This is a genomic window from Streptomyces sp. NPDC020884 (assembly GCF_044333935.1).
Classification (GTDB): Bacteria; Actinomycetota; Actinomycetes; order Streptomycetales; family Streptomycetaceae; genus Streptomyces.
Map to the genome: position 1 here is coordinate 358784 of NZ_JBIRRY010000008.1, position 18923 is coordinate 377706.

Consider the following 18923-nt stretch of genomic DNA (forward strand, 5'->3'; position numbering starts at 1 on the left):
GGGCGGAGGGTGGCGAAAGCGCCGGTCAGAGGGTAAGCACGGGGCCATGAACACCTTTCCACTCCCCCTCGACGGCATCACCGTGGTGGCCGTCGAACAGGCGGTCGCCGCTCCCTTCGCCACCCGACAGCTCGCCGATCTCGGAGCCAGGGTCATCAAGGTGGAGCGCCCGGACGGCGGCGATTTCGCGCGCGGCTACGACACGGCGGCGCGCGGGCTCGCCTCGCACTTCGTCTGGTGCAACCGGGGCAAGGAGTCCCTCGCCGTCGACCTGAAGGACCCGCGCGGCCTCGCGGTGGTCCGGGAGCTCGTCGCCGGGGCCGATGTGTTCGTCCAGAACCTGGCACAGGGGGCGGCGGCCCGGCTCGGGCTCGACGCCGCCTCGCTCTGCGCGGCGCACCCACGGCTGGTGGCGGTCGACATCTCCGGCTACGGGGCCGACGGGCCGTACGCGCACAAGCGGGCCTACGACATGCTCGTGCAGTGCGAGGCGGGTCTGGTCTCGGTGACGGGGACGGCGGAGCAGCCGGTGAAGGCGGGCATTCCGGCGGCGGACATCGCGGCGGCGATGTACGCGTTCTCCGGGGTGCTTGCGGCGCTGCTGCGGCGGGCCACGACCGGGCGGGGCGGCCCGGTGGAGGTCTCCCTGCTGGACGCGCTGGCCGAGTGGATGGGCCACCCGCTGCACCAGGGGATGCACGGCTCCGCTCCCCCGGCGCGTACCGGTCTCGCGCACTCGGTGATCGCCCCGTACGACGCCTTCTCCACGGCCGACGGCGAGCAGGTGCTGCTCTCCGTGCAGAACGACCGGGAGTGGCGTCGGCTGGCGGAACAGGTGCTCGGACGGCCCGAGTTGGCCGACGATCCGCACTTCGCGACGAACGCGGCACGCACCGCGAACCGGGCGCGGACCGATGAGGCGGTGGGCCGGGCGCTGGCGGGCCTGACGGGTCGGGAGGCGCTGGCCGGGCTCGAAGCGGCGGGCATCGCCTGTGCCCGGCTGAACACGGTGGCCGATGTGGCGGCGCATCCGCAGCTCGCGGCCCGGGACCGGTGGCGGGAGGTGGGCTCACCGGTGGGACCGTTGCGGGCGCTGCTGCCGCCGATCACGCTGCCGGGGAGTGCGGAGACACTCATGGGTGCCGTACCGGCGCTGGGTGAGCACACCGATGCGCTGCTGCGAGCCCTGGGGATGACGGACGAGCAGACATCGGCGCTGCGCCGGGACGGAGTGATCGCCTGAGCCGTCCCGAGCGGCGGGCCGGTCCAGACGGGCGATGCCGTGCCGTGGGTCAGCGGCGGCTGCCGAAGAGCGAGCGTCGCAGTCGCCGCAGCGGCGCGAAGAGCGACACGCGGGCGCTCCTGCTCCGGCGGGTGTGCGCGGCATCACGCGAGGTCAGCTCGCGCATCAGCAGCGTCGCTTCCGCCGACTCGCGCTGCGGGACGACGGGGCCGCCGAGCACCGCGAGATGGCGGTCGAGGCGCGTACTGGTCGCACCGCTCCCGCATGTGATGGCAGGCACCCGCGGCCTGCTCCGCACCGTTATCTGTTCCATGTCACTCCCCACCCGTACAAGGGCACCCGGTCCGGGCAGGTTAACCCTATCGTCCCGCGGTGACACCCGTGTATCCCGGCCACAGGATTGCGCACACACATACGGAGGTTGACGGCCCGTTACCGAATCCGCGCGATTCCAGGGCGACTTGGGACAGTTCAACCGGTTTGCCCCGGAGTCACCGGCCGCTCGGCCGTGGCGCGGGAGGCCTCGACGAGCGAGGCCTCCCGCGCGGGGGACGGCGGGCGGCGGAACGGTTTCCCGTGTCAGAGAGCGGAGTTGAGGACCGGGAGATAGCCACCCGACTGTCCGGCGGCGGTGGGGTGGTAGGACTCGCCGATGTTGAGCCAGTTCACACTGTGCAGCCAGGAGTTGCCCGAGCAGATCTCGTGCCCCGCGAAGGTCGTCCTGACGTCGCCGAAGGTGAAGCCGTGGTCCGCCGCACGCTTGGCGGTGGCCGTGTTGAGGTGGTCGGAGGCCCCGTTGATGGCGGAGCGCTCCTTCTCGCTCAGACCGGCGATGCAGCCGCCGCCGAGCTGGTAGAAGCGCGGGTAGCCGAGGACGACGACCTGTGCGGCGGGGGCCTTGGAGCGGATGGCCGAGTACACCGAGTCGAGTCTGCCGGGCAGGGTGGAGTCGACATAGGCGCGGGCGGTGGCGATCCGGCTGAGGCAGGTGGCCTCGGACTGCAGGACACAGGTCGTCATGACGTCGGCGAAGCCCGCGTCGTTGCCGCCGATGGAGATCGAGACGAGGTCGGTCGAGGCGTTCAGCCCGCCGAGCTGACCGCCCGTGACGTCTCCGGTCCGGGCGCCGGAGCAGGCGGCGAAGACGAACGAGGAGGGGGAGTTGGCGGCCGCCCAGAGGGCGGGGTGGGCGCGGCTGCTGCGCTTGCAGCTGGAGCCGTCGTAGCTGCCGGCTCCGACGCCGGAGGAGTACGAGTCGCCGAGGGCGACGTAGTCGACGGCCGCGGCGGACGAGTCGGCGTTCGCGACCCCCGCACCGGTGAGGGCGAGGGCGGCGCCGAGCAGGAGAGAGGACGAGAACGCCACGAGTCTGGACATTTTCATGGAACCTCCTTGAGCAGGGGGTATCTGCCTACTCCGTAGTAGCAGCAGGCCCGTTGCTGTGGAAGTGTTCATGCCAAAAATAGGGCTCGAATGCTTCCGTCCGCCCCCGGAGGTTCAACGGCCGCTCCTTGACGCGCCGCTGTCGCCCCGTCGGCCGGGGCGCGGGCCCGGCCGGAGCCTGCGAAACCCGGGTGCACCGGGTGTCCCCGTGGCGGATCATGGGCGCCATGTCTGACTCCCCCGAATCCGCTCTGCCGATCCGGCTCACCGTCGACGACAGCGATTCACCGTCCGACGTCGTCGACGCGCTCCTCCTCGGCCGCTTCGCGACGGGCGAGCAGCCGTACTCGCACAGCTCCTCCCTCGACCGGGTCAGGACCGGAGCCACGCTGCTGCCGCCGGACGCCACGGTGCTGCGGGCCGCCCGCGACGACGACCGCAGCGCGACGCTCGCGGAGGGCGAGGGGTGGACCCTGTTGGCCTCCCGGTGGAACCGGGGCGCGGACATCACCGTGACGGCGACCAGCGCGGAGCTGGCCGAGAAGGTCCTCGGCCAGGCCACGGAGGGGGCGCAGGACGAGCCGGAGCCCCAGCCCGACAACGTGACCATGGGCTTCTGGTACGTCTCCCCGCGCCGCGGCCCGTATCGCACCACCCGCCGGATCGCCGCCGGCAGCTGGGACGAGGTCCGCCCCAACTACACCGCGCCGGTGGCCGACGCCATGGGCCGGCTGATGAAGGTGACCCCGGACGACATCGCGGGCCGGCTGCTCCTGCTGCACGGCCCGCCCGGCACCGGCAAGACGTCCGCGCTGCGCACCCTGGCCCGCTCCTGGCGCGACTGGTGCCAGGTCGACTGCGTGCTGGACCCCGAGCGGCTCTTCAACGACGTCGGCTATCTGATGGACATCGCCATCGGCGAGGACGACGGTACGGCGAAGGGCCGGTGGCGGCTGTTGCTGCTGGAGGACTGCGACGAGCTGATCCGCGGCGAGGCCAAGCACACGGCGGGCCAGGCGCTCTCCCGGCTGCTGAACCTGACGGACGGTCTGCTGGGCCAGGGCCGCAACGTCCTGGTGGGGGTCACCACCAACGAGGACCTGGAACGGCTGCACCCGGCGGTCGTCCGGCCCGGCCGCTGCCTGGCCCGGATCGAGGTCGGCCCGCTGACCCGCCAGGAGTCGGTGGCCTGGCTGGGCACGGACGAAGGGGTGAACCGGGAGGGCAATTCGCTCGCCGAGCTGTACGCGCTGCGCCGGGGCTTCGGCCCCGCCTCGGTGCCGAAGCAGGACGCGGGGGCCGACGCGGGGCTGTACCTGTAGCGGTTACTCCGGGCGCGGTTCGCGGCCCGAGAGGCGGTCGGGGCGGGCGATGTCCGCGCCGCCGGCCCGAACGCTCAGTCCCCGTACGCCGCCCGCACCGCGTCCGTGGCCAGCGACAGCGCCTGCTGCCGGGTGAGGCCGAGCCGCTCGGCGGTCTCGGCGTACAGCTGTGCGGCGGTCGCGGCCCGCTGCTCGGCCGCTCCCCCGGCGGCCGCGACGAAGGTCCCGTTGCGCCCCCGGGTCTCGATCACCCCGTCCGCCTCCAGGGCCCGGTAGGCCTTGGCGACGGTGTTGGCGGCCAGCCCCAGCTCCTCGGCGAAGCCGCGTACGGTCGGGAGCCGGTGGCCCACGGGCAGGGCGCCGGAGCGGGCCAGTTCGGAGAGCCGGGTGCGCAGTTGCTCGTACGGCGCGATGCCGGAGTCCGGGTCGAGGACGATCTTTTCCATCACGGGCCGATTCTCCCCCACCGCCGGAAAAAGAGGAGGCGTTCGGGGCGGGGCTGCGCATACGGTCCTCCGCATGACTGTGATCGTGCGCGATTTCCGGACGTCCGACGCCGAGGCGTGGACACGTGTCCGCCGGGCCTCGCTCCCCTACATGGTGGCCACCCCCGAGCAGGTCCTCCACGACCTGGACCGTGCGCATCCCGACCGGCACTACCGACTGCTGGTCGCCGAGGAGGACGGCGAGATCATCGGCACGGCACAGGCCGGCATCGCCCACGACAGCGCGGAGCCGGGGCAGGGGTTCTGCACCCCGCACACGCTCCCCGGCCGCACCCGCCGCGGGGCCGGCTCCCTGCTGCTGCGTGCGGCGGAGGAGCACCTGACCCAGGCGGGCGCCTCCGTCGTGTACGCCTGGGCGATGGACACGGCGGAGAGTCTGGAGTTCGCGCGCGGCCGCGGCTACCGGCCCAGCCGTTCCGCGCACTTCCAGCACCTCGACCTCGCGGGCGGGTCACTGCCGCCGCGGCGGGAGCCTCCGGCGGGCGTCGAGCTGAGGCCCGGGTCCGACTTCGCCGGCGATCCCCGGCCGCTGTTCGACGCGGACGCCGAGGTGACGGCGGACGAGCCGAGCGACGTCGCCGTCGAGCTGGACGACTACGAGGACTGGCTGGCGAACGTCTGGCGGCATCCGTCCTTCGACCCGGGGCTGACCTCGGTGGTGCTGGTGGACGGGAAGGTGGCGGCGTTCAGCGCGGCCGGCTCCGACGGTCTGCGGACGTACACCAGCAACATGACCGGCACGCTGCGGGAGTTCCGGGGGCGGGGCCTGGCGAAGCTGGCGAAGAACGACTCGCTGCACCGGGCGCGGGCGGCCGGGTACACGGACGCCTACACCTCGAACGACACCGGCAACGGCCCGATGCTGGCCGTCAACGCGTGGTTCGGCTACACGATCTGCGCGACGGAGGTCCGCCATGTCCGCACGCTCCCCTGAGCCCTTCGCGGCCCGTTCGAAGGGGGTGGTCGTAGCCCTGACCAAGGCGGGCCGCACCAAGATCAGGTATCCCGCGCAGCTGGTCCGGGACGACGGCGTCCGCGTCACCGTCCGGGCCCCGTGGGCCGCGCCCGGGGTGCGGGACTTCGGCTTCGTCCGGTTCGTGCCGGGCGACGTCTTCACCGAGCACTACTGGCGGGACCGGTGGTTCGCGGTGAAGGAGGTCCGCACCGGCGACGGCGCGCTCAAGGGCTGGTACTGCGACATCACCCGGCCCGCCGTGCTGGCGGACGGGGTGCTGGCGGTCGAGGACCTGGACCTGGACCTGTGGGTGTCGGCCGACGGCTCCCGCGTACTGCGGCTGGACGAGGACGAGTTCGCCGCGAGCGGTCTGGCCGGGCGCGATCCGGCGGCGGCGGGGGCAGCGGTGTCGGCCCTGGACGAGCTGGAACGCCTGGCCAGGACCGAGGGCCTGACCGGTCTGACCGGCCTCCCCGACTGACGGGACCGCCGAGGGACCGCAGACCGGATCAGGGGTGGGGCCGGGAGTCGGCGACGAGCTCGACCTCGTGCCCCGCCGGGTCCTCCAGATAGGCGGCGTGGTGCCCGTCGCCGCCCGCGTACGGATGGCGGTCGGGGAACAGCAGCCGCCAGCCGTACGCCGGGGCCTCGGCCGTCAGGGCCGCGAGCGCGGCCCGGTCCGCGACATGGAACGCCAGGTGGTTGAGGCCGGGGCGGCGGCGGTCGTGACCGCCGGCGACCAGGTCCGGCGACTGTTCGAGCACCACGTACGCATCGCCGCGCCGCCAACTGCGGCCGTGGGCCCAGTGCTGATAGGGGACATGGCCGAGCCGGCCCAGCAACCAGCCCCAGCCGCGCTCCGCCTCCGCCAGGTCCGCCACCCACAGCTCGATGTGGTGCACCCGTCCGGTGACCTCCCCGGCGGCGGGCAGCGGGACGGCCCGGCGGACGCCGTCCGGCACATACGCGATCGGCTCCCCGTCCCGATGCCAGTGGATCATGAAGTGCTCGCCCGCCCGGTAGCCGTCCAGGCCCGCACGGCAGTACGCGACCATGTCGTCCGGCAGCGCGTCCAGCGGGACCCAGGCCAGTTCGGAGCACTTCTCGGGCTCCGCGTTGCGCGGCGGGCGGGCCGGGTCGTACTCCGCGACGAAGAACCAGCCCATGCGCGCCCCGCCGCCGGGGCCCCGGTGCTGCATCACGAGGGCCACCCGCAACTCGTCGGGATCCAGGTCGAGGCCGATCTCCTCGGCGGCCTCCCGGATCATCGCCTCGCGGACGTCCTCGCCGTCCTCCGCGTGGCCGGAGGGCATGTGGAGCAGGCCGTCCGCGTATCCCGTATTGAAGCGGCGGGCGAGCAGGACGTCCGGGCCGCGGCGCAGGATCAGATGGACGTCGACGACCTCGGTGTGCCGGTGCGGCGGCATCGCGCGGGCGACCAGCGCATAGCGCTCGTCGTCGACCTCCTTGCCCCACAGCCTGGCGTCGGTGGCCAGGTCCTCGTGGTGGATGCGCTCGGTGTGCGCGGAGAGCAGGGCGGTGAGCGCGGTGGCGGACAGGCCGGCGCCGCCCCACACCCCTTCGATCAGGACGAGCCGCCCGCCCGGCTTCAGCAGGCCGAACCAGTGCTCCAGGGCGGCCGCCGGGTCGGGCAGCAGCCAGACCACGTGCCGGGCCACGACCACGTCGAACGCCCGCTCCCCGACCGGGGGCCGGGCGGCGTCCCCGACGAGGACCTCCGAGCCGGTCCCGGCGAGCTTGGCACGGGCCCGTTCGGCCATGCGGGGCGAGCGGTCCACGGCGGTGACGCGGTGGCCCTGGCCCGCGGCGAGCAGGGACAGGCTGCCGGTGCCGCACCCCAGGTCCAGCACGTCGCCGCGGGTGGCGGGCAGCCAGCTCTCCAGCCGCCCGGCCCAGGCGTCGCGCACGGCGGGGTCGAGGAGCCCGTGGTCGGGCTCCTCGTCGAAGGATCCGGCCGCCGCGTCCCAGTCGATCGTGGTCATGGTTCCGATGCTCTCAGCCGTCACCGGCCGTGCGGGACTCCTCCGCGGTTTTCCGGCCTCCGCGCAGCCGTGCGATCAGCAGGCTGATCAGCGGCCAGGCCACGATCAGCGCCACGATCGCGTAGACCGTGACGGAGAACGGGGTGTTGACCAGGCCGGACACGCTCCCGTCGCTGATCTGGAGCGCGCGGCGCAGCTGCTGTTCGGCGGCCGGGCCGAGGATCACCCCGATGACGGCGGGCAGCACCGGCAGCCCGTAGCGCCGCATCCCGAACCCGATCAGCCCGATGACCAGGAGGATCACCAGGTCGAGGGACTCGCCGCCGACCGCGTACGCGCCGACGGCGGCGAAGAAGAGGATGCCCGCGTACAGATAGGGGCGCGGGATCCGCAGGAGCTTCGCCCAGACGGGGGCGAGCGGGAGGTTGAGGGCGAGCAGCAGGACCATGCCGACGAAGAGCGAGGCGATGAGGCCCCAGACCAGCTCCGGTTCGCGTTCGAACAGGAGGGGGCCGGGCTGGATTCCGTACTGCTGGAAGGCGGCCAGCATCACGGCGGCGACGGCGGTGGTGGGCAGCCCGAGGGTGAGCATCGAGACGAGGGTCCCCGCCGCGGAGGCGGAGGCGGCGGCCTCCGGTCCGGCGACGCCTTCGATGGCCCCCTTGCCGAACTGGTCGCGGTGCTTGGAGAGCCGCTTCTCGGTGACGTAGCTGAGGAAGGTGGGGATCTCGGCGCCGCCCGCCGGGATCGCGCCGAAGGGGAAGCCGATGACGGGGCCGCGCAGCCAGGGCTTCCAGGTGCGCTTCAGGTCGGCCCGGCCGAGCCAGGGGCGTCCGACGGGGATCGGCTTTCCGGTGGAGCGGCGCAGGTGGGCGGCGACCCAGAGGGCCTCGCCGATCGCGAAGAGCCCGACCGCGACGATCACCACGTCGACGCCGTCCGCCAGTTGGAGCGAGCCGAAGGTCAGCCGCTGCTGGCCGGTCATCTGGTCGAGGCCGACCAGGCCGATGGTGAGGCCGATGAGGAGGGAGGCGATGCCGCGGATGCGGGAGGCGCCGAGGACGGAGGTGACGGCGATGAAGGCCAGCACCATGATGGCGAAGTAGTCGGGCGCGCCGATGCCGATGGCGAGGGAGGCGACGGTCGGGGCGAGGACGACCAGCAGGATCGTGCCGATCATGCCGCCCGCGAAGTGACCGATCGCGGCGGCGGCGAGCGCCTGGGCGCCGCGTCCTGCCTTCGCCATCGGGTTGCCCTCGATCGCGGCGACCACGGCGGCGCTCTCCCCGGGGGTGTTGAGGAGGATCGAGGTGGTGGAGCCGCCGAACATCGCGCCGTAGTAGATCCCGGCGAACATGATGAACGCGCCGGTCGGATCGAGGCCGTACGTCACCGGGAGCAGCAGCGCCACGGCCATCGCCGGGCCGATGCCGGGGAGCACGCCGATCGCGGTGCCGAGCAGGACGCCGATCGCGGCCCACATCAGGTTCATCGGGGTGAGCGCCGTGCCGAAGCCGTCGAGGAGGGAGTTGAGGGAATCCATCGGTCAGAGCACCCCCATCAGCGGGCCGCCGGGAAGGGGGACACCGAGCAGGTTGTCGAAGACGAAGTAGGTGGCGAGGGAGAGTCCGGCCGCGATGAGCGGGTCCCGGCCGTGGTGCCGGCTGCCGAGCGCGTAGGCGGAGCCCCAGAAGAGCAGTGCCCCGGCGATCGGGAAGCCGAGGGGGCCGATGAGGACGGCGGCGGCGAGGAATACTCCGGTGAGGAGGAGGACGGTGCGCCAGTCGGCCGGTTCGTCGAGGTCGATGTCCTCGCCGCTCTCGGCCTCGCCGCGGCCGCCGCGCAGGACGTCGAGGGCGAGGAGGGCGGCGACGAGGAGGAGCCCGGCGCCGACGGCGAAGGGCACGGTCCGGGGGCCGATGGGTCCGCGCTGGGCGATGTCGACGCTCATGGTGAGGGCGTCGACGAGGACGAGCGCGCCGAGGGCGAACAGCAGCACGCAGACGCCGAGTTCGGAGTGTTCGCGCAGCCAGGAACGGGTGGTGTTCTCCTGCCGAGCGGCTTCGTCGCCCGACTGCCCCGCGAGGTCGGTGAGTCCGGTGGGTTCGGTAGGTCCGGTGGGTTCGGTAGGTCCGGTGGGTTCGGTAGGTCCGGTGGGTCCGGTGGGTTCGGTGGTCACAGCCCGAGCTCCTTGAGAACGGTGGCGACCCGCTGGTCCTGCTCGTCGAGGAAGTCGCCGAAGGGTTCGCCGGTGAGGAAGGCGTCGTCCCAGCCGTTCTTCTTCATCGACTCCTGCCACTGCTTCGAGTCGTGGAGCTCGCGGATCAGGCCGGTGAGCTTGTCGCGTTCGGCCGCCGAGAGACCGGGCGGGGCGACGATGCCGCGCCAGTTGGTGAACTCGGTGTCGAGTCCGGCTTCGCGCAGGGTGGGGGCGTCGAGTCCGGGCACCCGCTTCGGGCCGGTCACCGCGAGCAGCCGCAGCTCACCGGCCTCGATCTGGTCGCGGTACTCGCCGAGGCCGGAGACCCCGAAGCCGACCTTGTTGCCGAGGACGGAGGCGAGGAGCTCGCCGCCGCCGTCGAACGGGACGTAGTTGACCGCCTTCGGTGCGATCCCGGCGGCCCGCGCCATGAGCATCGGGGCGAGATGGTCGGGGCCGCCGGGCGAGGAGCCGCCACCGACCGGCACGGCGGCCGGGTTCTTCTTCCAGGCGGCGAGCAGTTCACCGATGGTCCGGTACGGGGAGTCCTTGCCGACGACGACGATGTCCGGCTCCTCGGTGAGCCGGGCGATGGGGGTGGTGTCGGCGAGCGTGCTCGGGGACTTGTTGGTGTGGACGGCTCCGACGACGCCGAGGCCCATGGAGAGCGCGAGCTTGCCGTTGCCGTGTTCGCCGACGAGCCGGGTCAGGCCGACCGTTCCGCCGGCGCCCGGCAGGTTGAACACCTCGATGTTGTGGGTGAGTCCGGCGTCCTCGGCGTTCTTGGCCATGGTGCGGGCGGTGATGTCATAACCGCCGCCGGGAGTGTTGGGGACCATGAAGCGGAGCCCGGGAATCTGGGTGCCGGTGTCGGAGCCGTCGCCGGTGGAGAGCAGGGGTGGCCCCACCAGCACCAGCAACGCGGCCCCGACCAGGGCGAGGGGAGTGCGCAGTCGCACGGGTTCCGCCTTTCGCTGTGAAGTGGCCCACATGTTGCCCGCGCGTCGAGAAGCTGTCTCTCTTCCGGAATCAACGGATGTTGTGGTCGTTGCGGTCGCGGCTTAGCGTGTCGGCGTGACAACAGTGCTGGTGGTGGACGACGACTTCATGGTCGCGAAACTGCACAGCCGCTATGTGTCCGCCATGGACGGCTTCGCGGTCGTCGGGGTGGCGCACAACGGCGCCGACGCCTTGCGGGCGGCCGAGCGGCTGCGCCCCGATCTGGTGCTGCTCGACATCTACCTGCCCGATATGGACGGGATCGACGTCTTGCGCGCCCTGCGCACGGCGGAGGAGCGGGACGCCTCACGCGCCAGCACGGACGCCCTGTTCATCACGGCGGCCAGGGACGCGGGGGTGATCCGGGCGGCGCTGCGCGCCGGGGCCCTGCACTACCTGATCAAGCCGTTCAGCCGGTCCGCCCTCCAGGAGCAGATGCGCCATGTCGCCTCGCTCCGCACCCGCCTGGACGAGCTGGGAGAGGCCCGCCAGGAGGATGTCGACCAGATCTTCGGCACCCGCCCGCCCGGCTCCCGCGAGCTGCCGAAGGGACTGGCCGCCCCCACGGCCGAGCTGGTGGAACGCACCCTGCGCGACCATCCCGGGGGCCTGTCCGCCTCGGAGTGCGCCGAGGCGGGGGCGCTGTCCCGGGTGAGCGCGCGGCGCTACCTGGAGTACTTCGCCGGCACGGGCCGGGCCGAGGTGACCCTGCGCTACGGAGGCGCGGGCCGCCCCGAACGCCGCTACCGCTGGACGGGCTGAGGCCTCACGGGGCGCCGCCGGCGCACCGCTCCTCCCAGGTGCCGCGCACGATCGCGTGGGCACGCCGGAAACGGTGATCGGGGTCCTCCGCCAGATCGACGGGGGCCTGGAGCGTCACGGCGCGGCTGTCCTGGCGTATGAGCTGGATGAAGGTGCGGGCGCTCGGCCCCCGGCCGGTCCGCACGGTGGTGACGGTCCGTATCTCCTCCCAGCGGCACAGCTGCCGGGTGGGCCAGACTCCGGTGGTGACCCCGTCCTGGTCGATGCGGGTCCCCCCGGCGGACCTGCGCCACGAGTGCACCGCCCCCGCCACCACCGGCAGACAGACGAGAGCCGCCGCCCACAGGGGCAGCGCGGCCGCGCTGCCCGCGCCCAGGTACAGAGCGGCGAGGGCATAGGTCGCCAGCCACCCCCCGGCGATCCACCGCCACAGCCGCCGCTGCCCGGGGAGCACCGCGTACTCCAGCGGCAGGCTCTCGTCCCGCACCGGCTCGTCCTCGCCCCATCGGTCGGCCATCGCCGTTCCCCCTCCCCCGATCAGGCCTCTGCGCCCTTCCTCATCGAGTATCACGCACCCCACTGACAGCGGTCGGACGCTGCCGGATCCGGGGCTTCCTCAGCTCTCTCCTAACCGCCCCTTAACCGGAGCATAAGGATCGCCATCACCCCGTCCCAGCAGGCTTTTTCGACCTTCCGAGCGACTAGCTTGCTGATCGCCACCCCCACAGCCGTGCCGTTCAGAAGGAGATCCATCCATGACCGCTCGTCGCAAGGCCGCCGGGATCCTCGCCCTCGGGTTCGCACCGCTCGCGCTGGCCGGGCTGAGCGCCACCCCGGCCGTCGCGCACGGTTCGCTGACCGATCCGGTGAGCCGGGTGTCCGCCTGCTTCGCGGAGGGCCCGGAGAGCCCGAAGTCGGCGGCGTGCCAGGCGGCGGTAGCGGCGGGCGGGACGCAGGCGCTGTACGACTGGAACGGGGTCAACATCGCCAACGCGGCGGGCAAGCACCGTGAGTTGATCCCGGACGGCAAGCTGTGCAGCGCGGCCAACGACAAGTTCAAGGGGCTCGACCTCCCGCGCGCCGACTGGCCGGCCACCGCGTTGGCGGCGGGCAAGCACACCTTCCGGTTCCGCGCGACGGCCCCGCACAAGGGCTCGTTCGAGCTGTACATGACGAAGCCCGGTTACGACGCCACGAAGCCGCTGGCCTGGTCGGACCTGGAGGAGAAGCCGTTCGCCGAGGCCACCGACCCGGTGCTGGAGGACGGTTCGTACGTCTTCGACGGGACGATCCCCGAGCGCTCGGGGCGGCAGCTGGTCTACACGGTCTGGCAGCGTTCCGACTCCCCCGAGGCGTTCTACGCCTGCTCCGACGTGACGTTCGGCGGCGGTTCGGCGGGCGGCGGCGCGGCGGAGCAGGAAGAGGGGAAGGGGCAGCAAGGCACCGGCGGTGACTCCGGCGCCGAGGCCCCCGCGCCCTCCGCGCCCTCCGACGACGCGATCGCCGAGGGTGCCGAGAAGTCGTCCGTCGAGCACAACGGCCACGGCGACGACGACGCGAACACCGGGGCGAAGGTCACCGCCGCCGCTCCGGCAGCCCCGGAGGAGAAGACCGAGGGCAACGCCCCCGAGGTCAACGCCGCGGGCGAGGACGAGGTGCTGGCCGAGACGGGCGGTTCCGGCAGCAGCACCTACCTGGCGATCGGGGGCGCCGGGGTGCTCGCCGCCGGCGCGGCCGTACTGTTCGCCTCGCAGCGCCGACGGGCCGCCACGTCGACGGGCCGCCACGGCCGCTGACCGCCGCAGCGCCCCTCTCCGTACCCCTGCCGCGTCCCTCCGGGACGTCGGGCGCGGCAGGACATGACGAGGCCGGGGCCCGCCGTCCGCATCGGACGGCGGGCCCCGGCCCGTCGTTGCGCGGTGGGTCAGCCGACGACCGAGACGCAGGTGGTCGGAGTGGCGTGGGCCGGGTCGAGGGCGTTGGCCACCTCGTGGAAGGCCACGCGGTCGATGGTCCCGATCGCCACGTGCTCGGACAGGTCGAGCGGGCACAGGTCCTGGAGCAGCACATTGCGTACGTTCGGGCCGTCCAGGTACTGCGTGCGGTACGGGGTCACGACCTGGTCGTACTTGGTCGCGATGACGGTGTAGCGGACGCCGGGAACGGTGTCGCCGCCCGCCGTGAGCTTGGTGATGAAGGGCGATCCCGCGACCTGGTCGGCGAGTCCGGGGGTCTTGTCGTTGATGAACTTCTCCACGCCCGGGAAGAACGGCAGCAGCTTGGTGAGGCCGAGCAGCGTGGTGCCGTGGTTGTCCGGGGCGATGCCGACGAGGGCGTTGACCTTGTCCGCGCCGCCGAGGAACTTCAGGTAGTAGTTCGGCATCATGCCGCCCTGGGAGTGGCCGACGAGGTCGGCCTTCGGGGCTCCGGTGGCGTCCAGCACCTTGTCGACGAACACGTCGAGCTGTTCGGCGGACTTGTCGATGGGGCCGAGGCCGTGGAAGAACGGCACGCCCGGGAGCTGGCCGTAGTCGAGGGAGAAGACGCAGTAGCCCCGGTTGACCAGGTAGGGCGCGAGGACCAACCAGTTGTCGATGGAGTTCCCGAACGTTCCGTGAACCAGGACGACGGGACGGGGATGGGCGGCGGAGGGTTTGCAGGAGTAGTCGTTCCAGCCACGCGAGGTGGCTGCGGCGGCGGCCGGGGTGGCCGCGGTCGCGGTCGCCGTGGGGGCGACGAGAACGGTGAGGGCGAGGAGCAGGGCGGCGAACAGACTCCGCGCGCGGGGAACGCGCGCAGCACGGATCCAGGGCAGCATCGTGTGATCTCCTTGCGGCTCAAGGGGGGTGCGATGGCGGTGCGCCCTGTGGCCCGGACCACAAGCTTTGTGTGCTCATGCCAACTTACGCACGAGTAAGGTACGGAGGGAAGTTACGCGTCGGTAAAAAGATGGCGCGGCCTCACAGCGGACCACCGCAGGCGCCCACCGTACGATTCAGGCCGTGCGCCGGGCGGCCCCGCCGCACGGAAACCCTCACGGAAACCCGGAAAAACCTCACGGGCCCTCACGACCCCTCACGGGACCGCACGGGAGCCCACGGCCGGCTTCCCGTCGGCGGCCGACACGGCCGCCGACCCCTAAGCCGTTCGGCCCCGCCCCGCCTGCGCGAACTCCGCCCCGCCCGGACGGTGGGGGCATGACTTTCGTCGACGAGGTGAAGAACGCCGTCACCCCACGGGCCGCCCTGCTCGTCATCGGTGTGCTCGGACTGCAGCTGCTGTTCATCGCGTCCTACGTCGGAGCGCTCCACAAGCCGAAGCCGACGGACGTCGCCTTCGGGGTGGTGGCCCCGCAGCGGATGTCCCAACAGCTCGTCAGCCAACTGGACGGGCTCCCCGGCGGACCGCTGGACCCCCGCACGGTGAGCAGCGCGGCCGAGGCGCGCGAGCAGATCATGAACCGCGACATCGACGGCGCCCTGATCGTCTCGCCGGAGGGCCGGACCGACACCCTGCTGGTCGCCTCCGGCGGCGGGACCGTTCTCTCCAGCGCCCTGGAGCGGATCCTCACCCAGGTCGAGGGCTCCCAGCAGCGGACCGTACGGACCGTGGACGTGGCCCCGGCCTCGCCCGAGGACTTCGACGGGCTCTCGTCCTTCTACCTGGTGGTCGGCTGGTGCGTGGGCGGCTACCTCTGCGCCTCGATCCTGGCGATCAGCGCCGGCGCCAAGCCCGCCAACCGGCAACGCGCGGTGATCCGGACCGCGGTGATGGCGCTGTACGCGATCGCAGGCGGCATCGGCGGCGCGATCATCATCGGCCCGATCCTCGGCGCGCTGCCGGGCAGCGTCTGGGGCCTGGCCGGTCTCGGCGCCCTGGTCGTCTTCTCGGTCGGCATGATCACGCTCGCCCTGGAGGCCCTCACCGGCGTCGTCGGCATCGGCCTGGCCGTCCTGATCATCGTCATCGCCGGCAACCCGAGCGCGGGCGGCGCCTTCCCGCTCCCGATGCTCCCGGACTTCTGGCGGGCGATCGGCCCGGCCCTGCCCCCGGGCGCGGGCACCTGGGTGGCCCGCTCGATCGCGTACTTCCGGGGCAACGCGGTCACCGGTCCGCTGCTGGTGCTCTCCGCCTGGGCGGTCGTCGGCACGGCGCTGACCCTGCTGCTGTCGATGCGCCACCGGCCGGAAGCGGATCCGACGGGCCCGGCGGACCCGGCCGCCGCCCCGGCTCCGGGCGCCGGCGGGTCGACCGCGGTCTGACGCCGAGCGGCCGGCCCCCTCTCCTCTCCTCCCCTCTCCCCCTCTCCTCCCTTCGCCCCTTTCCTCCGTGATGATCCGTCTGTGGGGCCGTCCCGATGGCGGCCCCGTCTGACATGCGCCCCAATTCTTGATGTCAGGTCGACGTAATGACTAGGCATGACAGGTACATGACGACATGCTGGAGCCGCCTCGTACACCCGACGAGGAGCACGGCCAGAAAACCACTCCTTACACCCCCACGGAGGTCGCTCATGCGTCGTCGATTCATGGCTCCGCTCGCCGCAGTCGCGCTGTCGCTGCCGCTCACCCTGATCACCGCCGCTTCCGCATCGGCCGCCCCGGCCGACAAGCCTCAGGTGCTCAGCTCCTGGACCCAGACGAGCGCCTCCAGCTACAACGCCTGGAACGCCGCCCGCAACAACCAGGGCGCCTGGTCCGCATACGGCTTCGACTGGTCGACGGACTACTGCAGCAGCTCCCCCGACAACCCGTTCGGCTTCCCCTTCCAGACCTCCTGCGCCCGCCATGACTTCGGCTACCGGAACCACAAGGCCGCCGGCATCTTCCCCGCCAACAAGGCTCGTATCGACTCCGCCTTCTACGAGGACCTCAAGCGCGTGTGCTCCGGCTACTCCGGCGCCAAGAAGACGTCGTGCAACGGCACGGCCTGGACCTACTACCAGGCCGTGAGCGTCTTCGGCATCTCCCCGGCCAAGGCGGACGCCGACAACCTGCCCAAGGCCGCCTGACCTTCCACCGCACCCGTCCCCGCACAGGGGAGAGGCCCCCGGCGAACCGGGGGCCTCTCCTTGTCGCTGTGGAGCCGTGGAGCTGTGGAGCAGTGGAGCTGTCGTGCCGTGGTGCTGTGGTGCGTCAGCCGATCTCGGCGCCGTAGGCGGCCAGCGCCTCCGGTACGGGCTGGAAGAAGGTCGTGCCGCCCGAGGAGCAGTCGCCGCTGCCGCCCGAGGTCAGGCCGAGCGCGGTGTCGCCCGCGAAGAGGGCGCCGCCGCTGTCGCCCGGCTCGGCGCAGACGGTCGTCTCGATGAGGCCGTTGACGATGTCGCCGTTGCCGTAGTTGACCGTGGCGTCCAGCGCCGTGACCTCACCGTCGTGCACCTGGGTGGTCGAACCGCTGCGGGTCACCGCCTGGCCGACCGTCGCGTCGCCCGCCTGGGTGATCGCCTGGGTCGAGCCGTCGTAGAGGTTGACCTCGCTCGGGTGCGCGGTGTCCGAGGTGTACTTGACCAGGCCGTAGTCGTTGTCCGGGAAGCTGGAGCCCTCGTTCGCCCCGATCTCCGAGCCGCCCTGGGTGTCCGACCAGCTGGTGACCGACTCGGTGCAGTGGCCGGCGGTCAGGAAGTACGGCTCGCCGTCCTTGACCACGTTGAAGCCGAGCGAGCACCGGGAGCCGGAGCCCCAGATCGCGTCGCCGCCCGCGATCAGCGGCTTGAACTCGCCCGCCGTCCGGTTGAGCTCGGCCTTGCCGCCGAGGCCGTCGACCACGGCCGAAAGCTTCTTCCAGGCCGCGCCGTCGACCGTACGGTCGGCGGTGACGACCACCTTGTTGCTCACCGGGTCGACCGCCCAGGAGGTGCCCGGGATCGTCGCCTTGTCGGTGAGGGTCTGCCGGGCCGACTTCAGCTCGGCGAGGGAGTTCTCCACGATCTTGGCCTTGCCGCCCGCCTGGCGGACCTGCTCGGCGCCGGCCTCGTCGACGACGTTCACGACGAGGGACTTCGCCGTGGTGTCGTAGTACGAGCCGGCCGCGTTCGCGCCCAGGTCACGGTCGAGCGCGCCGGCCAGCTTTCCGGCCGCGTCCGCGCTGAGGGTCTTGGCCGTGAACTCCGGCACATCGTCACTGGCGTTCGCAGTCTGGAACGTGAATCCCGCTGCGACGAGAGCGACGACGGCCGAGCCGGCCAGCGTCGCGCGCTTCCTGGATATGCGTCGATGCTTCAACTTCGACCTCCTGTGGGGCCGCGCACGGAGCAAGTGGGGTGCCCGTACACGGAGGATGGGGCGCCCACTATTCCGAGGCCGGGAAACGCACACAAGGCCGACTTCCAGACGTGCACACGACACAGACGCTTCGCACGCGAGGCGTTCACCTCCCGGGCGTCATGCCACGTCGGTTCCATTCGCGAACACCCGGTGCAACGATCGGCGGCCCCTGGGTGAGGACTAGTCCTGTCCGATATTCGCCCCTGCCGGTCCGGATGTTGTACGCACCCGTCCGGATGCCGACGGAAATCGCCCGCCGGGACCTCCCAGGACCTTCACAGTTCCTGTCGTCGAACGGTCCCCGTAACGCCTCTGATGGGCCATCATCGAAAAGGCGGTGTGCGCCGCCGGGTGACCGAGCGGGAGGAGGCACGGGTGCGCAATCGGGTGCTCGCGGCGGACGGCCGGCATCTGATGGTGGAGCGGATGGGGGACCCACGGGGAAGACCGGTCTTCCTCCTCCACGGCACCCCGGGCAGCAGGCTCGGGCCCGCCCCACGCGGCATGGTGCTCTACCAGCGCCATACGCAGCTGATCACCTACGACCGCCCGGGATACGGCGGCAGCGACCGGCACGAGGGCCGCCGGATCAAGGACGTCGTCGAGGACGTCCGGGCCATCGCCGACTCGCTGGGACTGGAGCGCTTCGCCGTGGTGGGCCGCTCCGGCGGGGCCCCGCACGCGCTCGCCTGCGCGGCGCTGATGCCGGAGCGGATCACCCGGACCGCGGCTCTGGTCAGTCTCGCGCCCCCGGACGCGGCCGGTCTCGACTGGTTCGACGGGATGACCGCGTCCAATGTGCTGGCCTACTCCACGGCGGCCGACGACCCGGACGGCCTGGCGGAGTCCTTCATCGTCCGCTCCGCGCAGATCCGGCGGGACCCGGTCCGGCTCCTGGACGATCTGCGCCGGGAGCTGACCGACTCCGACCGGGTGGTGGTCAACGACGCGGGGATCCGGTCCATGCTGCTGCGCAACTACAGCGAAGGGCTGCGCACCTCGGCCTACGGCTGGATCGACGACGCCATCGCGTTCTGCGCCCCCTGGGGGTTCGAGCCGGCCCGGATCACCGGCAAGGTGCTGCTCTGGCACGGGGTGAAGGACGTCTTCGCCCCGGTCGGCCACTCCCGCTGGCTGGCCGGGCAGATCCCGGGCGCCACCGCCGTACTCGAACCGACGGCAGCGCACTTCGACGCGTTCCCCGTGTTCCCCCGCATCCTCGACTGGCTGCTGGACGGCCGGGAGCACCCGGACAGGAGACGACCGGCGGCCGTGCCGGGAGGGTGA

19 protein-coding genes are annotated in these 18923 nt (G+C 72.2%); 9 read left to right on the forward strand and 10 right to left on the reverse strand.

What is annotated here, in order from left to right; genetic code table 11:
* The first annotated feature begins 46 nt into the window (after positions 1-46).
* Positions 47-1243 carry a CaiB/BaiF CoA transferase family protein gene (locus tag ACH4UK_RS25235; protein ID WP_398359787.1) on the forward strand — a complete coding sequence of 399 codons (1197 nt, stop codon included), beginning with the start codon at positions 47-49 and terminating at the stop codon, positions 1241-1243.
* Between the two features lie 49 nt (positions 1244-1292).
* On the opposite strand, the gene ACH4UK_RS25240 is transcribed toward ACH4UK_RS25235, so the two are convergent.
* Both ACH4UK_RS25240 and ACH4UK_RS25245 read right to left on the reverse strand, forming a co-directional pair.
* Positions 1293-1556, reverse strand: coding sequence for a hypothetical protein (locus tag ACH4UK_RS25240; protein WP_003970092.1), 264 nt, complete (start codon positions 1554-1556; stop codon positions 1293-1295).
* 266 nt (positions 1557-1822) lie between these two features.
* A complete protein-coding gene (locus ACH4UK_RS25245; protein ID WP_398359789.1) occupies positions 1823-2626 on the reverse strand; it encodes an SGNH/GDSL hydrolase family protein in 804 nt (267 codons plus the stop codon).
* 227 nt (positions 2627-2853) lie between these two features.
* Between ACH4UK_RS25245 and ACH4UK_RS25250 the strand changes: the two genes are divergently transcribed.
* Complete coding sequence (locus ACH4UK_RS25250; protein ID WP_398359790.1) at positions 2854-3948, forward strand: DUF5925 domain-containing protein; 1095 nt, start codon at positions 2854-2856, stop codon at positions 3946-3948.
* 74 nt (positions 3949-4022) lie between these two features.
* On the opposite strand, the gene ACH4UK_RS25255 is transcribed toward ACH4UK_RS25250, so the two are convergent.
* Positions 4023-4397 carry a GntR family transcriptional regulator gene (locus tag ACH4UK_RS25255; RefSeq protein WP_398359792.1) on the reverse strand — a complete coding sequence of 125 codons (375 nt, stop codon included), beginning with the start codon at positions 4395-4397 and terminating at the stop codon, positions 4023-4025.
* A 70-nt stretch (positions 4398-4467) separates the two neighbouring features.
* On the opposite strand from ACH4UK_RS25255, the gene ACH4UK_RS25260 reads away from it, so the two are divergent.
* Complete coding sequence (locus ACH4UK_RS25260) at positions 4468-5388, forward strand: GNAT family N-acetyltransferase (RefSeq protein ID WP_398359794.1); 921 nt, start codon at positions 4468-4470, stop codon at positions 5386-5388.
* Positions 5369-5890 carry a DUF402 domain-containing protein gene (locus ACH4UK_RS25265; protein ID WP_398359796.1) on the forward strand — a complete coding sequence of 174 codons (522 nt, stop codon included), beginning with the start codon at positions 5369-5371 and terminating at the stop codon, positions 5888-5890. Before ACH4UK_RS25260 ends, ACH4UK_RS25265 begins: the two co-directional genes overlap by 20 nt.
* Positions 5891-5918: 28 nt before the next feature.
* Here ACH4UK_RS25265 and ACH4UK_RS25270 read toward each other — a convergent pair whose 3' ends face one another.
* From ACH4UK_RS25270 to ACH4UK_RS25285, 4 genes are read right to left on the reverse strand one after another with little or no spacing between them, the layout of a single operon-like run.
* Positions 5919-7412 (reverse strand): trifunctional class I SAM-dependent methyltransferase/NUDIX hydrolase/VOC family protein, encoded by a 1494-nt coding sequence (locus ACH4UK_RS25270; protein ID WP_398359798.1) that lies wholly within the window; start codon positions 7410-7412, stop codon positions 5919-5921.
* A gap of 13 nt (positions 7413-7425) precedes the next feature.
* On the reverse strand, positions 7426-8955 hold the full coding sequence (locus ACH4UK_RS25275; RefSeq protein WP_398359800.1) for a tripartite tricarboxylate transporter permease: 1530 nt from the start codon (positions 8953-8955) through the stop codon (positions 7426-7428).
* 3 nt (positions 8956-8958) lie between these two features.
* A complete protein-coding gene (locus tag ACH4UK_RS25280) occupies positions 8959-9591 on the reverse strand; it encodes a tripartite tricarboxylate transporter TctB family protein (RefSeq protein WP_398359801.1) in 633 nt (210 codons plus the stop codon).
* Positions 9588-10571, reverse strand: a complete 984-nt coding sequence (locus ACH4UK_RS25285) for a Bug family tripartite tricarboxylate transporter substrate binding protein (protein WP_398359803.1) — start codon at positions 10569-10571, stop codon at positions 9588-9590. The genes ACH4UK_RS25280 and ACH4UK_RS25285 overlap by 4 nt, the downstream gene beginning before the upstream one ends.
* Before the next feature lie 124 nt (positions 10572-10695).
* Here ACH4UK_RS25285 and ACH4UK_RS25290 point away from each other — a divergent pair, with 124 nt between their 5' ends.
* Complete coding sequence (locus ACH4UK_RS25290; RefSeq protein WP_398359947.1) at positions 10696-11373, forward strand: response regulator; 678 nt, start codon at positions 10696-10698, stop codon at positions 11371-11373.
* 4 nt (positions 11374-11377) lie between these two features.
* Here the strand turns inward: ACH4UK_RS25290 and ACH4UK_RS25295 are convergent, their stop codons facing one another.
* On the reverse strand, positions 11378-11890 hold the full coding sequence (locus ACH4UK_RS25295; RefSeq protein WP_398359805.1) for a hypothetical protein: 513 nt from the start codon (positions 11888-11890) through the stop codon (positions 11378-11380).
* Positions 11891-12128: 238 nt separating this feature from the next.
* On the opposite strand from ACH4UK_RS25295, the gene ACH4UK_RS25300 reads away from it, so the two are divergent.
* Positions 12129-13169, forward strand: coding sequence for a lytic polysaccharide monooxygenase (locus ACH4UK_RS25300; protein WP_398359807.1), 1041 nt, complete (start codon positions 12129-12131; stop codon positions 13167-13169).
* A 128-nt stretch (positions 13170-13297) separates the two neighbouring features.
* Here ACH4UK_RS25300 and ACH4UK_RS25305 read toward each other — a convergent pair whose 3' ends face one another.
* Positions 13298-14191, reverse strand: coding sequence for an esterase/lipase family protein (locus tag ACH4UK_RS25305; protein ID WP_398359808.1), 894 nt, complete (start codon positions 14189-14191; stop codon positions 13298-13300).
* Positions 14192-14570: 379 nt separating this feature from the next.
* Between ACH4UK_RS25305 and ACH4UK_RS25310 the strand changes: the two genes are divergently transcribed.
* On the forward strand, positions 14571-15635 hold the full coding sequence (locus tag ACH4UK_RS25310) for a DUF3533 domain-containing protein (protein ID WP_398359810.1): 1065 nt from the start codon (positions 14571-14573) through the stop codon (positions 15633-15635).
* 251 nt (positions 15636-15886) lie between these two features.
* Entirely contained in the window at positions 15887-16384 is a 498-nt protein-coding gene (locus ACH4UK_RS25315) for a phospholipase (protein ID WP_398359812.1), read from the forward strand.
* Between the two features lie 124 nt (positions 16385-16508).
* Here ACH4UK_RS25315 and ACH4UK_RS25320 read toward each other — a convergent pair whose 3' ends face one another.
* Positions 16509-17687, reverse strand: a complete 1179-nt coding sequence (locus ACH4UK_RS25320) for a S1 family peptidase (protein WP_398359814.1) — start codon at positions 17685-17687, stop codon at positions 16509-16511.
* 324 nt (positions 17688-18011) lie between these two features.
* Here ACH4UK_RS25320 and ACH4UK_RS25325 point away from each other — a divergent pair, with 324 nt between their 5' ends.
* The gene (locus ACH4UK_RS25325) at positions 18012-18923 is read left to right on the forward strand and encodes an alpha/beta fold hydrolase (RefSeq protein WP_398359816.1); all 912 of its coding nucleotides are present in this window, start codon (positions 18012-18014) and stop codon (positions 18921-18923) included.